This is a genomic window from Pseudoalteromonas sp. BSi20495 (assembly GCF_000241185.1).
Lineage (GTDB): Bacteria > Pseudomonadota > Gammaproteobacteria > Enterobacterales > Alteromonadaceae > Pseudoalteromonas > Pseudoalteromonas fuliginea.
Map to the genome: position 1 here is coordinate 1 of NZ_BADY01000031.1, position 15501 is coordinate 15501.

Annotated in this window: 12 protein-coding genes; 2 read left to right on the top strand and 10 right to left on the bottom strand. The window is 37.6% G+C overall.

What is annotated here, in order from left to right:
* Nucleotides 1-77: 77 nt before the first annotated feature.
* The gene (locus P20495_RS15615; RefSeq protein ID WP_008134558.1) at nt 78-1301 is read right to left on the bottom strand and encodes a response regulator; all 1224 of its coding nucleotides are present in this window, start codon (nt 1299-1301) and stop codon (nt 78-80) included.
* A gap of 279 nt (nt 1302-1580) precedes the next feature.
* Here P20495_RS15615 and P20495_RS15610 point away from each other — a divergent pair, with 279 nt between their 5' ends.
* Nucleotides 1581-3098 carry a S10 family peptidase gene (locus P20495_RS15610; RefSeq protein ID WP_008134559.1) on the top strand — a complete coding sequence of 506 codons (1518 nt, stop codon included), beginning with the start codon at nt 1581-1583 and terminating at the stop codon, nt 3096-3098.
* A 37-nt stretch (nt 3099-3135) separates the two neighbouring features.
* Here P20495_RS15610 and P20495_RS15605 read toward each other — a convergent pair whose 3' ends face one another.
* The 4 genes from P20495_RS15605 to P20495_RS15590 form a co-directional block, all read right to left on the bottom strand.
* On the bottom strand, nt 3136-5364 hold the full coding sequence (locus P20495_RS15605; RefSeq protein WP_008134560.1) for an ATP-binding protein: 2229 nt from the start codon (nt 5362-5364) through the stop codon (nt 3136-3138).
* Entirely contained in the window at nt 5351-6160 is an 810-nt protein-coding gene (locus tag P20495_RS15600; protein WP_008134561.1) for a phosphate/phosphite/phosphonate ABC transporter substrate-binding protein, read from the bottom strand. The genes P20495_RS15605 and P20495_RS15600 overlap by 14 nt, the downstream gene beginning before the upstream one ends.
* A 78-nt stretch (nt 6161-6238) precedes the next feature.
* Complete coding sequence (locus P20495_RS15595; RefSeq protein ID WP_083829642.1) at nt 6239-6910, bottom strand: START domain-containing protein; 672 nt, start codon at nt 6908-6910, stop codon at nt 6239-6241.
* On the bottom strand, nt 6907-8430 hold the full coding sequence (locus P20495_RS15590) for a CYTH and CHAD domain-containing protein (protein WP_008134563.1): 1524 nt from the start codon (nt 8428-8430) through the stop codon (nt 6907-6909). Before P20495_RS15590 ends, P20495_RS15595 begins: the two co-directional genes overlap by 4 nt.
* A gap of 213 nt (nt 8431-8643) precedes the next feature.
* Between P20495_RS15590 and P20495_RS15585 the strand changes: the two genes are divergently transcribed.
* Entirely contained in the window at nt 8644-9249 is a 606-nt protein-coding gene (locus P20495_RS15585; RefSeq protein ID WP_008134564.1) for a TIGR04211 family SH3 domain-containing protein, read from the top strand.
* A gap of 32 nt (nt 9250-9281) precedes the next feature.
* Here the strand turns inward: P20495_RS15585 and P20495_RS15580 are convergent, their stop codons facing one another.
* The 5 genes from P20495_RS15580 to P20495_RS15560 form a co-directional block, all read right to left on the bottom strand.
* Nucleotides 9282-10343 carry a DUF21 domain-containing protein gene (locus tag P20495_RS15580; protein WP_008134565.1) on the bottom strand — a complete coding sequence of 354 codons (1062 nt, stop codon included), beginning with the start codon at nt 10341-10343 and terminating at the stop codon, nt 9282-9284.
* A 22-nt stretch (nt 10344-10365) separates the two neighbouring features.
* Nucleotides 10366-11718: a magnesium transporter gene (locus P20495_RS15575; protein WP_008134566.1), complete on the bottom strand. Its 1353-nt coding sequence runs from the start codon at nt 11716-11718 to the stop codon at nt 10366-10368.
* A 291-nt stretch (nt 11719-12009) separates the two neighbouring features.
* On the bottom strand, nt 12010-12759 hold the full coding sequence (locus tag P20495_RS15570) for an RIO1 family regulatory kinase/ATPase (RefSeq protein ID WP_008134568.1): 750 nt from the start codon (nt 12757-12759) through the stop codon (nt 12010-12012).
* 133 nt (nt 12760-12892) lie between these two features.
* On the bottom strand, nt 12893-13381 hold the full coding sequence (locus P20495_RS15565; RefSeq protein WP_007376097.1) for a MarR family winged helix-turn-helix transcriptional regulator: 489 nt from the start codon (nt 13379-13381) through the stop codon (nt 12893-12895).
* A gap of 109 nt (nt 13382-13490) precedes the next feature.
* A complete protein-coding gene (locus P20495_RS15560; RefSeq protein ID WP_008134570.1) occupies nt 13491-15158 on the bottom strand; it encodes a methyl-accepting chemotaxis protein in 1668 nt (555 codons plus the stop codon).
* Between the last annotated feature and the right edge of the window lie 343 nt (nt 15159-15501).

Here is a 15501-nt window from a genome sequence, read left to right on the forward strand (position 1 = left end):
TTTAGGTGCGTTTTTTTAACAAGCCAGCTACATTGGTGCATTAGATGATTCTGCACCAATTAAAAGCAATAATGCATTTATACAATACAGTTGCGTCCTCTATTTTTAGCTTCGTATAAAGCAGTGTCTGCAACGCGCATTGCATCGCTTAAGCTTGTGTTTTGAAATTCGGCTAAACCAATACTAGTAGTAATAGTGAATGACCGATCGCTGATAGAAAAATCATACGTTGCCATTTTTTTTCTAAATGCTTCGAGGTATTCGCGCCCTCTAGCTAGCCCTATATCAGGTAAAATAATGGCAAATTCCTCCCCCCCAACTCTCGCAACAGTAAAGTTAGCAAATGCAGAACGAATCAGTGCTCCTACTTGCTTTAACGCTTGATCACCACCTTCGTGTCCTAATGTATCGTTTATGTTTTTGAAAAGATCGATATCGAGTAAAGCTAAGGTGTTATTTTGATTTTTAGTTTTTAATAATTTTTCTGCATATTGATAAAAATAACGTCGATTATAAAGACCCGTTAAATGATCTCTAAAAGCACTCTCTTTGATATCTGCAATTAACGAAAGCTGTTCCATTGTTTGTAACACCCGACAATGAAACTCTTCATTCATAAACGGTTTTGTTAAAAAATCGTTCGCGCCATATTTGATAAAGCGGGCTGATAAACCATGTTTTCCAGCCCCCGATAATCCTATAATCGCTAAATCATCACGGCCTCTAAAATTTCGCACCGCTTTAACTAGTTCAAAACCGTCCATTGTAGGCATTGCATAGTCAGTCATCAGTAACTTAATGTCAGGGTCTGCCTTTAATATATCAAGCGCTTGTTGACCATCGTGTGCCGCTGTTACATCAAATAATTGCTTTTCGAGCATTTGCTTCATCAAGGAACGACTCAATACAGAATCATCTGCGATTAATGCTTTACACCCTTGGTTTCGCAGAAGCTGTGCTACCAACTTCACCGCGTAGTGGTATGAATCGCGATTATCTTTTATTACGTAATCGACAACCCCTAACTCAAGCATTTGCTGGCGTTTATATTCATCAATTTTTGAAGTCAGTACAACGGTTGGGATTTTTTTTGATAAGGTATATTTTGCAACTTCCCCGTTCGGTGCATCAGGCAACGTTAAGTCTACAAGAGCAAGTGAGTATTTATGTTTTTCAACATTCGCTTCACATTCAGCTAAAGACCAAGCGAAATCGACAGTAACGTCTAAATAATGTGCAGTTAAGTGGCGTAGAACCTGCTGTACTACTTTACTGTCTTCGACCACTAATACTCTTTGCATAGACCCTTCTCTTAACTTCTGATTAATTTTGCGGTATGGCCGCAAGTACAAAATATCACCACTTCATTCTCACGGTATAAAATCATACAAAAGAGTCAATAATAAGCTGGCACGTAAATATACCGGATTTTTATAAGTAGCTAAATAAATAAATTATAAATTAACCTAAAAGCACATTATTACTTATTCAACCAAAAATATCGGTCACTAGTCTCAATACTTTTGTTATTTAGCCAGTAATTGCTTTTAATAGCCTATCAACAATAATAAGGATACCCCATGACGCTTTGTCGGATTATCAGTTTACCAATCGCTATTATCACCTTAGTGCTCAGTACTGCCTCACTTGCAGATAACCAACGCCGTATAGATGTCGACAGTAAAGTAATTACTCAACACAAAGCCAAAATTAACGGCCAACGTTTTGGCTATACAGTTGCCACAGGTACTCAACCTGTGTGGGATGATAAAGGCGATGCGATTGCAACGCTTCAATATACCTACTATACCCGTGACAAAGTAGACGACAGAACAACTCGCCCACTACTCATTTCTTTTAATGGTGGGCCCGGCTCTGCATCAGTATGGATGCACCTTGCCTATACTGGACCTAGAGTATTAAAAATTGATGACGAAGGTTACCCTATTCAGCCTTATGGCGTAAAAGATAATCCTTACTCAGTGCTTGATATTGCCGATATTGTTTATGTAAACCCGGTAAATACCGGTTATTCTCGCGTACTTGAAAATGAGAAAGGCGAACTCCTTTCTAAAGCAAAGCAAAAAGAGCTATTTTTTGGTGTAAATGCCGATATTAAATACCTTGCTGAATGGTTAAATACTTTTGTAAATAGAGCAGAGCGCTGGCGCTCGCCTAAATTTTTAATTGGCGAAAGCTATGGCACAACACGTGTATCGGGTTTAGCTCATGAGCTTCAAAACAGTCAGTGGATGTATATTAACGGTGTTGTACTCGTATCACCTACCGATATTGGTATTAAGCGCGATGGCCCAATAAAAGCTGCCAACCGCCTACCTTACTTCGCTGCAACTGCTTGGTATCACAAAGCACTTAAAGCCGATTTACAAGCTAAAGACTTAGACGAGCTATTACCAGAAGTTGAGCTGTTTACTGTAAATGAGTTAATCCCAGCTCTTGCTAAAGGTGGCTTTATTAATGCAGATGAAAAACGTCGTATAATTACAAAAATGGCGCACTATGCTGGCTTGTCAGAAAAATTTGTTGAGCAAAATAACTTAGATATTCCAACCCAGTTTTTCTGGAAAGAATTACTACGTGAACGTGGTCAAACTTTAGGGCGTCTAGACTCTCGCTATTTGGGGATGGATAAACGAGGCGCAGGTGAGTCTCCTGATTACTGGGCTGAACTTACGTCATGGTTACACTCTTTTACCCCTGCAATTAATTACTACTTACGTGAAGAGTTAAACTATAAAACAGATGTAAAATATAACTTATTCGGTAATGTTCACCCTTGGGATAGAACGGGTAACAATACTGGCGAAAACCTTCGTTTGGCAATGGCGCAAAACCCTTATTTAAACGTCATGATCCAATCAGGGTACTTTGATGGCGCAACCAATTACTTTGATGCTAAATACACGTTATGGCAGTTAGATCCTAGCGGAAAAATGAGGGAACGTTTGAGTTTTAAGGGCTATAGAAGCGGGCACATGATGTACCTTCGCCATGCTGATCTAGAAAGCTCTAATAATGACCTGCGTAACTTTATTAAAAATGCCTTGCCTAAAGAAGGCCAAGCCGCAAAATACTAATCTCTAAATTTACTAGAGGTGGCTCTTATTGAGCCACCTATTTATTTTCATATTGCTGGCAATAACGACTTAACTGAGCTATCACAGCGTTAAAACATAACTCTAACTCTTTAATTAAGTTGCCTTGGACACTTTTATTTTCTGCCAAAGTTTCAACTTCCTGACATATATCTGCAAGTCGTATCGTCGCCACTGATTTTGATGATGATTTTAAGCCATGGGCCTGAAATGCTATGCCAGTAAAGTCATCGCAGCTTGCATACTCACGTATCAACTTAACTTGCTCCCCTGCTGTTTGCAAAAATGCATTAAATACCATGCAATGTACTGCGGGATCATCTCCGAGCATTGCACGCAACACGGATAAGTCGAGTTGATCAAACGAATGAGTCTCTGTTTCAGGCTTTTGATTGGTTTTAACCTCAGAGTTAACCACTGTTTTTGTGTGCTTAATTAAAAGTGATTTAAGTTTCACTAACTCAACAGGCTTAGTTAAAAAACCATTCATACCTACTTTATGGCAATCGTCTAAATTCTTTTTAACAATATTGGCTGTAATGGCAATAATGATCAAAGGTTCGAAACGACTATCTTTTCGTATTCTTGTCGTTAGCTCAAAACCATCTAAAAGAGGCATTTGGATATCCGTAAGTAAAACATCAAAGTGCTTGTTTTGTAATGTTTGCCAAGCCTGCTCTCCATTACTTACAAAAGTTGAGCGCACACCGAGTATTGTTAATTGCTGCTTTAATACTTGTTGATTGGTAACCTGATCCTCAGCAACTAATACATCTAAAATAGGCAAAGAGTTTGCTGAAAAGTTTTTTTCTTTGATTACGCAATCATCTGAATTAGAAGAAAAACTAGCCTGTTCAAAAGTATTAAACGTCAAACTGAAGCACGATCCTTTATTTAATTCACTTTGTACTGATATTTTTCCTTGCATGCGCTCAACCAACTCCTTGGTAATGACCAGTCCAATACCTGTGCCATGGACCTTACTCGTTTCTGCACCTAATCGATCGAAAGGTTTAAACAATCGAGAAATATCATCATTTGCAAAGCCACACCCTGTGTCAGCAACGCTAATTTCACACTGCTGATTATTTAAAATTTTACAACTTATGTAAATCTCACCATTTCGTTTATTATATTTAATCGCATTAGAGAGTAAATTTAACATTACTTGTTTAAAGCGACGTTTATCAATATAAAAATTTAGTCCTTTAAGTAAATCGAACCCTTCAGTGTACAGAGTCATTGACTGTGCTTTTGCTAATTCACTTACAAGCTCCACAGAATCTTCGATAAGTGGTTTGATAGGCACATAATCAAAATTAAATTGCATATTTCCAGACTCGATAGCCGTTAAATCAAGTACATCATTAATCAATGAGAGTAAGTGTTCACCAGCTCGGTAAATACTTTTGGCGTTACCTTTTTGTATATTATTAGCAAATTCGTCATATTCATATAACTGAGCGAAACCTAAAATAGCATTTAACGGAGTGCGTAATTCATGGCTCATACTTGCCATAAAATCAGACTTTGCTTTACTTGCCGATTCCGCCTCAATGCGCAGCCTATTCAATTTTTGATGATTACTTTGAACTTCAATAGCCATTTTATTAAATGCATTGATAACACTGCCAATTTCATTCTTTTGTTGCCTATCAACATGACAATTAAAATCGCCTTTTGCGAGCTTGGAAAAAGCAAATTCCAGTCTGCGCAAAGGCGTTGTGATTCGATAATCAACTAACCAAGCAAGCGCCATGAAAAAAATAACGAGTATGGTAAATTGACTGTATATTAGTGTGTAATGCAGCTTTGAGGATTCATTTATTTCGTTAGTGAAATTAGCGACTAAAATAATTTTTGCTAGAGGTTTATCTAAAAATAAAACCTGCTGACTTAGTACAACATCACTACGCTCAATTGTGCCCTGCCAAGTGTCCAATGGATACAATTGGTTTTTTGTTACCTCATCTATAACTTGGATTCTTTTCCAATTCGGTTGAATTTCTAGCTGGCTATCAATCTGCTCGTAAAGTTCGGCATATTGGCGAGTAAGCAAAGGAGTTGTTACTGAAGTAGACAGTTGTTGCAGTGACCGTTGTGCGGTTTTAGAAAGTCCTTCGTTAACCCAACGAGCTTGCTCTGGTAGTGCGTAAAAAATAAAAATACAAACCAATAAAAAACCAAATGTTATTACAGCAACAAAGCTTTGTACTCGCAGACTACGCCACCAATTAATTCTCAACATAAAATGCGCTTAGCCCCCATTCAGTTAATTGTTGATACTCCGCTAAGGTCGCAATACTGGGCTCTATAATTGGGATCTCTGCAAATAAGTGTTTATGCTCATCACTTTCGCCTATATTTAAAAAAGCACGCTGTACCTTAATCTGTATTTCACTTGCAACTCTCGGGTGAGCAACAATTGGATGGCGGCTAATTTCACGAGTTTTATAAATAACTTTGAGCTTTTGTTGTAAATTTTTAGGTTGCTGTTTTAATGTACCTAAAACTCCACCTCCCGCTTTAGTCGAGTTCAGTGCTACGTTTAAGTACACCGAAGAGTGTGTTTGTACATAAACGGGCTTAATTTTTAGTCCATACAGTAAAGCTAAATCGGCGCGCATTAACAATGAAGCACCTAGTGCATTTGGTGCAGGAAACGCAATTTCAGCTCCCTCTAACTGGCTTAAATTATCTATACCACTTTTTTTATTAACAACTAAAACACCTTGGAGTGATCGCCCTGCATCTTTTATTAAGGGTAAATAACCTTGTTTTTCATGTGCTACAACACTGTGCCAAGGGTTCATATAAGCAAAATCATATTCTCCATTAGCAAAAGCCTGTTCAAAAACAGGTATAGACTTAACCGTAATTAACTCAATTTTTACACCTGTTTGCTCACTCACTTGTTTGAGTAAAGGCTGCCAAATAGCATTCAATTTTTGCGATTCATACTGAGGTACAACACCAAAAGTATATTCTTGAGAAAACAACCATGAACTTTGCAATAAACATAACATAGCAACGACATACTTCATCAGCTCTCCTAATATGAGTGTGTTATTACTATTAGCTTAGTTAAAGACTGAGTAAGTCACCATAAAATTCTTATCTGTTCAGCATTTACCAGCTTTAATCAGAGGCGCTTTTACTTGATACCTCTTATGAATAAGAATGTCATGTAGATTGAGCAGGGTTTTGTAGGTACTTTTCAGACCTACTTTATTATTAAGCCAAGTAGGGATCATGCCTGCGGATAAAGCATAAACTTGATAAGCAATACTTAAATTGTTGCCTTGCTGAGTTAATAACCACTTTGCATTTAAAGTTTTAATTCTGACCACATTTTTATAAAGTGGCAGCTCTTTTGGGCGCGCTTTAATAACTAGCTGGCTTTGATTTGGTGTTAATTGTGAATAACACGAATACGTGACTGCGTCTCTATTTGCAACTGGCCAAGGGGAGTCAAAATAGCTGTAAACGAGGTTTTCTGAGGGGCTCAGTATTTTAATAAAACTAACTTTCGAGGCGTTCTCTATCCACTTTTGCGCCACTTGCGTATCACTAAGTAACGCTAAAAAATCCTCAGTGGTGACACCATTTACAACTAGCTCGCCTTTAACTTCAAACGTATCATCATCATGAATTTGATAATATACGCTTACCCCTTTCTCATTTTTGTACAAATGCCAAATCGGATTAGCATACGCATTAAAGGCTTGCATTAAAAAAAAGAAGCAAGTGCACTTTTGAATAAAGTTTGGCTTACAAAAGTGCCTTGTTATCATTTTTGCCAATACGGTTCTATATCAAATGACGCGAGTCGGCTTTGCTCCATCGCATTTACCAAATACTCAGATTTTTGCTCAAGCCACAACTGAATTTTAGCGAGTTGCTCATCTTCTTGCCCAGCACATAACTGCTTTAAATACTCCAATGTACTTAACTCATACATTCCATGGGAAATATCCAACCAAGGCAACCTAAATTCCAATCGCTCCTCTTTATCAAATAGAGCACCTAAGCAATTGCCACTTAGTAGGCTATTTTCAAGCTGTGTACGCAAGCTTAAATAATCAGTAATACTGAGAGTTTGCTCTTTTGGGAGCATATGATGCAAGTTTTTCCAATCTTTATTAAACAGACGATTAGCAATCGATGAAACTGGCTTTTCTGCAGCTTGAAGTTCAACCTGCCCCCAATCTTTACGCCAGTGCTTATCAATTAACCAAGTTGTTAACGATAATAGTAATCGATTATAGCGCGCACTATGAAACAGCGCATTGATATCATCAATACTGGGTTGAAGCTCTTTTAAGTCATTAATAACTTGTGCAAGTGCCGGCGCTGCATTTATTTTTCTATAAAAAGCATGGCGTTTAGAGGTATAGGTTTTAAGCTGAATTGCATTTTCAACCCATGCTAACTCACTTAATAGCCATTTAAGTTCAGTGCGAAGATGGTCTGTGCTTTCTTTAGATACAATATCGTCATACAACCAAAAAGTATGCCGAATTAAACTAATACCATCTGTTACTCTTTTCAGTGTTTTTAAACTTGGTTTATCGAAATAACATTGCTCATGTTTTTGTACAAACCGGATACCAAAATTCATTGCTGCAACTAATGCACTTTCTTGACTTGGTGAACTAGACAATTGCACAAAGCCAATGGATTTACTTGGTTTTAATGGTTTTTCATCAGCCAGACGATAGCCACGTGCCGCTTTAGAATATAAACCTAAACGAATACAGTTTTGACTCACCAACTTATCAGCTAAAGCAAAGAGTTCGTTGCGACTGCCTTCAACCAGCTCAATCTCAAGTTCGCTAATAATCTCTATTTTACCAGCCGCTGCAATTTCGCCTTTATCAAGTACGACTTCAATTTTGGCCCCTGTTTCAGTCTCTATTAACCAAGTACGGCGAATAAAGTTAGTACTGAAAATGGGGTATAAATTTTGTGAAATTGAATCAACTTGCATACCATGAGGCCAGATGTTGGCGTTAAATGCCATCAAATTAGGACGATTTGATTCAAGTGGTAAGTTATATTCAGGGCGTTGATGCAGCCCACCAACAACTTCACCTGCAAGTTTTATAGTTTGCTCACATTGGGTATCCGCACAACGCGTTCTAAACCCGATATCAAGCGCTCTAAGTTCACGGTTCGGTGTATCATAGTATGAGTTTTGCAAACTGCGTGAAGGCTTGTTTATAACCGTTTTTGCAAATTGAGTAATTAAAGAGGGGATCAGTGGAACTACGGCATCTGATACCAAAAACTTCAGTTCTATTTCAGTATCCATTTGGTCTGCGGATTACCTTTAAAATAAATAAGTGCTCAAAATAAACAAAGCGCATCCACAATGCAAATTTTTTAGTCTTATTTATGCCTAAAATCATGACTGGGTTACAATATCAGTCTTGCTATTAAGCGCTTAAATCCATACTATCTGGCTACTTATGTGAAATAAAAATCACGTTCATCATGGACGCAGTTAGATTAACAAGGTAGATAAATGCTAAAACACTGCTTATTAGGGCTACTTTTAACAGCCACCACATTTATGAGCCATGCAGAAGAAGCCCAAGCGGCAAATTCCACTGATGCAAAAACCGCTTATATCATCGATAATTTATATACTTTTATGCGCTCTGGAGCGAGTACAAATTATCGCCTTCTTGGCTCTGTAGATGCAGGAACAAAGTTAACTTTATTATCAGCTGAAGAAAATGGTTTTATCAAAATTAAAGACGATAAAGATCGCGAAGGCTGGATAGAAACCAAGTTTGTTACCCAAACTGCTGGTTTACATCAACAATACCAAACACTGAGTAGTGAAATGGGCACAATGCAAGAAAAGTTACGCCTAGCTCAAATAGAATTACCGCAGCTGCAAGAGCAGAATCAAAAATTAACAGATCAAAACCAACAACTTTCTGAGCAAATAACTAAATTAAAGAGCACACTGGAGATAGAGCGGACTCAAAAAGAAGCTGCCAGCTCTAAAGAAAAACGCCAGCTACTTACTTATGGTGGCGCAATTGCATTTTTAGGACTGTTTTTTGGTATTATTTTAACTATTGTGCTGTCGCGTCGTAAACGTTACGAAGGTTGGGCATAAACTCACAGCTGAGTGTATACAAAAAAGCCGCTTTATAGCGGCTTTTTGTTCTCTGTATTTTCATGCAGTTCAAGTTTAGGTGCGCTCATACCTTTGAGTAATCGACCAAATATATCTGCGCCAGTAATAATACGCTTTTCATCACTCCACACTAATACAACGTCGTGATCAATGGCACCATCAAACGATTTATCAAGTGAATGGTTTGCTCTTATTTTTAAAATAACTTCACTCAAACGCATGGTTTCATCTGTAACAATGATTGGCCTGTGGCAATAGTGATATGGGTCAAAAGCCTCTGGTTCAAACAATGCTGAACGTAAAAAACCATCTGCATCAACCACCAATAACGGCCAACCATCTTCATTAGTAATGATCACCCAGTTATAACCTGATTTATGTAACTTACGTAAAAATTCGTTATCGGCAGTCAACGTAAGATCAGGAAATATCGGTAAATCTAGCTTTGTTGGCAATGCAATTATAGAGTCAGGGTCAATCACCTCACCTTCTTTGGTTACACTGATCTCATCTAAACTAAAAAAGTTAAGTGCGCCAATCCCTTCCACATGCTGAACATCAGCCTCTTCAGCTTCAATGTGTTTACGAATAATGCCTCTTAATTCGCTTTCAGCAAAGTACGTAATACCTTCTTTTCCAAGCCATGCATCAAGCACCAAAGCAGTTGGTTTAGCTACAACGTAAAACAGTATCTGGTAAAATTTGATAAGTGGTGACAACATACTCGCCATTTTAAGCGCATTACGCGAAAAATAAGCTTGGGGCGTAATTTCACCAATGATAGTAATTGCGATAGTTGAGAACAAAAATGAGCTTGCCCCCATTAATACCGAATCAGAAAGCAAAGTAAGTAATACGTTTATACCTACGTTACCCCACAAAATAGTCGACAATAAAAAATTTGAATCATTACGCAGCGCCATTACTTTTATAGCGGCTTCGTTACCTTTCGTACTTTCCATTTCAAGTTGTAATCGGCTTAGCGAAAAAAACGCCAAATTCAAACCAGAAAACATTGCGGACTGTGAAATACACAGTCCAATTGCACACCAAATCATGACATCAAAAGTCATTATATTTTCCTATTAAAAAAGCTTATAGCAACAACAAGCTGCCTAAACCTAAAAAGGTTACAAACCCTACAATATCAGTAACGGTTGTTAAAATTACCGAGCCCGACAATGCTGGATCTATTTTCATTTTGTCTAAAATAGACGGAATAACAACACCCGCTAACGACGCTGCAACTAAGTTTAATAATATTGCGACTGTAATCGTAATACTTAGCATAATGTCGCTAAACCATAAATAAGTAAGTGCACCAATAACAAACGCCCACACCAACCCATTTACAGCCCCCACGCGCAGCTCTTTTTTAAGTAACGCTTTACGGTTGGAGTCGGTAACCTGGCCCAGTGCCAAGCCGCGAACAATAACGGTCAATGTTTGACTTCCTGCAATCCCTCCCATAGAAGCCACTACTGGCATTAACACCGCTAACGCAACCACTTGCTCTATCGTTGCCCCAAATAATCCTATAAACCACGATGCTAAAAACGCCGTTGCTAGATTAATGCCCAACCAAATACCTCGGTTTTTAGCACTTTTTCGCACACTTGCGAACAAATCTTCGTCTTCTCTTAAACCACCCGCTTTAGCTGCCGCTTCATCGGTAATTTCTTGGCGCAATTCGTACGCTGAGGCAATCGTTAATCTGCCAAGTAACTTGTTATCTGCGTTTACGACTGGCATTGCCATTTTCTCTGAGTGAATAACGACTTCTGCCGCTTCATATAAATCATCATCTGCATGTAATGATGAGAAATCATGATTAGCCAAAGCTATTAAACTGTCAGTGTCACTCGCTTTTATTAAATCGTTAACAGCAACCTCACCTATTAAGCTGCCTTTTCTACTGACTAAATAGATAACTTCACTGTATTGTGGCAAACCTTTATGCAACAGCTTTTTAGCCCCACCAGCGGTTAATTTCTCTGATACTTTTAAGAAATCAAACCCCAACCAATGACCTAGTTGTTCAGGTGGATATTGCTGTGCTAATTCGTATTGTTTAATCTGCGCTTCGTCGAGTTGTTTTTTAGCATACTCAACAAAGCGTTCTGGAATAACTTCTTCTAGTTCAAGCAGCTCTTCTACATTAACTTCATCTAATAATTTAAATGCATCGTTATCATCTAACGTTTGCAGTAACCATAGACAGCTATCCTCACTTAAATTTACAAAAATTTCATGTTGCGTGTCTTCATCAAGCAATAGCCAAATTTCAAGGCGTTGCTCTTTTGGTATCGCCTCAAAGAGTAAAGATAAATGCTCAGTAGAGAGTGTTACCTGCGCATCAGCTAATAATTTATTTTTGCGTTCTGTTGTATCGCATTGAAGTAAATCATTTATTAATTGTGGAAGTTGATCAACCGGATACTCAATCATTTTAAAACCTTAAAATTTAAAAATGCACGTTACTTACAGTTTATCCTGACAACAAAAATTTGCTGAGAAAACTTGAGTTTATTAAGCATGTACAGGCTATTTTTGCGCATTGTATGGGCAAAATAAAAACGGTACTAATGTTTATTTTAAAAAATTAAAAAACAGTAAAAGGGATTATTTTTGAGGAGAGAGTCAACACAATAAGCAATCCAAATAGATTGCTTTTGCTACAAAAAAAGGCCCATATTAAAAACTAATATAGGCAAACAAGAATGAAATAGGTGCGTACATTTAAAGGCGGTCGGTAATGCTGCGTACAAGTTCAGAATCTAAGAATTGAGTTACCAAGGCAGCTCCCCAGGCATACGTCCGTTGAATTGGGTAACCTTTAAAAATCCAGCGTTTACGTACATGATTAAAATGCTCCAGATAATCTTGCTTAGCTTGGGGCATAGGGTGTTCAGCAAGTTTATTCCACGCCTTGTAGACACCCGACATATCTGAGCCTCGCATAAAGCGCTGTAGCCATCGAGGAAAACGAGCGAAGCTAATAGTTGACTGAAAGTCGATAAAATAAGGTTTACCGTCAGCACCACATAAAATATTACCCATATTACGTAAATCTAAATGCACTATCCCTTTGCGATGCATTTTTGCGACTTGACGCTCAAGCTCGCTAAAAAAATCAACTGGAAGCTTTTTACCTTGATGAATTAAAGAACGAAGTGACGTGCCCTCTATATAGTTATAAGCCACTGCAATCGGCGATAAACGGCAAAAACGATTTGCTACCGCGTCCAACTCAGATAATCGACTCAAACCTTTATATTCTTGGTTAACCGAAATACGTGCAAACGATTTACGAATAAACCAAGGACTTTGGCTAAAGTCTTTTATTATTAAATCAAATCCATCATCTTTATATCGATAAACAATAGCATTAGCAAAACGTCCTTTATGAACAACACTTAAACGATGTTGCACAAAAGTGTGCTCTGGAAATTGTTGCTGTAATTGCGCTAACAAATCATTTTCAATCATAACAAACCTCACAAGATAATAACCTTGATTGCCTAGGCAACTATATTATCAAAGTTCGATTTTACCTACAACGGAATCACATGTTTAGGGTCTTGATTTTCTATTAAAACAGTATCGCTATTTTATTGATAATCTATTTTTTAGAGGCTGTTTGAGGCAGTGATTCTAGGTTATTTATTGCTTTGAACAGCAAATCCATTAACTGTTTTTTTTCAGATTCTAAAAAACCAGTTAATGCCTGAGTATATACTTCGTTTACTACTGGCATTATTTCTGGGTAAAGTGCTTTTCCTTTTTCACTTAAACATAAAATGGTTGAGCGTTTATCAAACTCACATTGTGTTTTAGCTATTAAGCCTTTTTCTTCAAGACGGCTTAATAGTCGACTCATTGCACCTCGGTCATAAACCATATGCTCACAAAGCCCAGCAAGCGTATTAACAGACTCTTTAGCTAGCAACACAACAACTATGTACTGCGCCGAAGTTAAATCCATAGGAAGTAATTTGGTATCAATATGCGTAACCAGCGTTGAGCGTAAAAAAGATACCAAACGTCCTAGGTCTTTTTCAGGGACCAATTCATCGCGAGTACAGCGTTTAATTGATGTCATACTTTGCATTAAAATCCACTCAATTTAGTCTATTTACGATCTACTTTAAAAAATTGTAAAACTTACCAATAAGGTTAAGCCGCAGTTAGCGGCTTTAGTAACGGTAAATACATGAGTACTAAATTTTAAACTGCCCAACTAATTGCCCTAAACTTTCACCTCTTCCGGCTAAGTGTTCACTAACTGATGACGTTGTTTTACTCGACACTGTAAGCTCATTAACTATTTCTTGGATAGCATATACATTGCGATTTATTTCTTCTGTTACACTACTTTGTTCCGTAGCGGCTGTCGCAATTTGCGTACTCATATCGTTAATTGATGTCACTGAATTGGTAACCGATCCTAAACTATCGGATATAGCTCGTGATGACTCAACTGAACGATTACAGCTTTGTTGGCTTGCTTGCATTGCACCTACCGCTGAGGACACTAGATTATGTAGTTCACTCAGCATTTCATTAATTTCAAGTGTGCTCACTTGCGTACGACTCGCCAAGCTTCTTACTTCATCTGCAACAACAGCAAACCCTCTACCGTATTCACCAGCACGAGCGGCCTCTATTGCGGCATTAAGTGCTAATAGGTTTGTCTGTTCTGCAATACCGCCGATAACACTCAGCACACTATTAATTTTTTTAGACTGCTCGCTCAGTGAATCAACCTGTTCAGCAGCGACGTTTATTTCATCCATTAATTTTGATACTTCGCTAAGTGAAATATCAACACACTCTTGTGCTTTAGCAACTTCCTGTGTTGCAGCCTGAGTTGATACAGCAACTTGCGTAGTATTTTGTGCAACTTCATGTGATGTGGCAGACATTTCAGTAATGGCGGTCGCAACTAACTCTGTTTCATGATTATGATTGAGTAGCTTGCCCTCAATTAGTCGTGTTTGTTTATTTATATCACTGGATGCTGATTTCACATCATGTGTAACATCAACCACATTCGCAATAATACCGTGTAGCTTACTGACAAAAACATTAAATGCTTCACCTAATTGACCAATTTCATCATTCGTGTCTATCTCTAGGCGCTTAGTTAAGTCACCTTCACCTTTTGCTATGTCGTCAAGGCTCTGCACCATTCTTTGAATTGGCTTAACCATGGTATTCGCCGCAACCAATGCACATGCAATCGTTAAAACAACCCAAAATAAAGCAATTAGCAATAAGGTAATTACTTTATCATTCATATGCTCTTGCATCGTTACTTCGTATTTAATTAGCTCTGTTTCTATATCATCCATATATGCGCCAGTGCCAACCATCCAATTAGTTCCTGGGATCATGGCAGCATAGCCCATTTTCTCTACTAGGCCTGTCGTATTAGGTTTTTGAAAGTGGTAGTTAAATGCGCCACCACCTTTTTGAGCCTGTTCGAGTAACCCGACTATAATTTTTTTACCATTGGGGTCTGTCATCCCTATTTTATTTTGCCCTTCAATGGCATCACCTAATAACGCATGAAAAACACTAACACCGTTTGTATCGTAGATGAAAAAGTAACCCCCTTGACCAAAGGTTAAGTTTCTAAGCGCATTTTTAGCATCTTGGGCAGAGCCAGTATCTAATTGGTGACGAACAATTTTGCTCGCAATTTCGATTTCTGTACTTAATAAGTTCTGTTTATCTTTGATCAATTTAGTCTTAAATGAATCAAAATTTTGCTGCTGATTTTTAGACTCTAAATAATAAGAACTCAGCATTAAGCTAGTTAAAAGTAACATCAGTGGCAAAATAGCTAATAACAACAATTTGTTTTTTAAGCTTAAATTACTCATTATTTCTCCAAATCTAAGGCAGTAAATTTAAACAGCAACAACATAAAATAACAAAAGATACTTTTTATTTTATGCTCACTGATAAAGGTAAATTAGTTTATTTACATACAACTTAATATTTACGAAGCGTGTAAATATTAAAGGTAAATGTCGAGGTAAGAGCCAAACCAACCTTGGCGATTTTGTCCATATTATAGTTGTAAGGCATACATTTTAATACTTAAAACATTGCGACCTTAGTAGTAAGCAAAATAATGAACCTAACCAATTACTCCCACCAATAAGTAAAACAACGAAAAACAAAGATGAAACTTAGGAACAATCATGTAGTTTTTTTATTTTT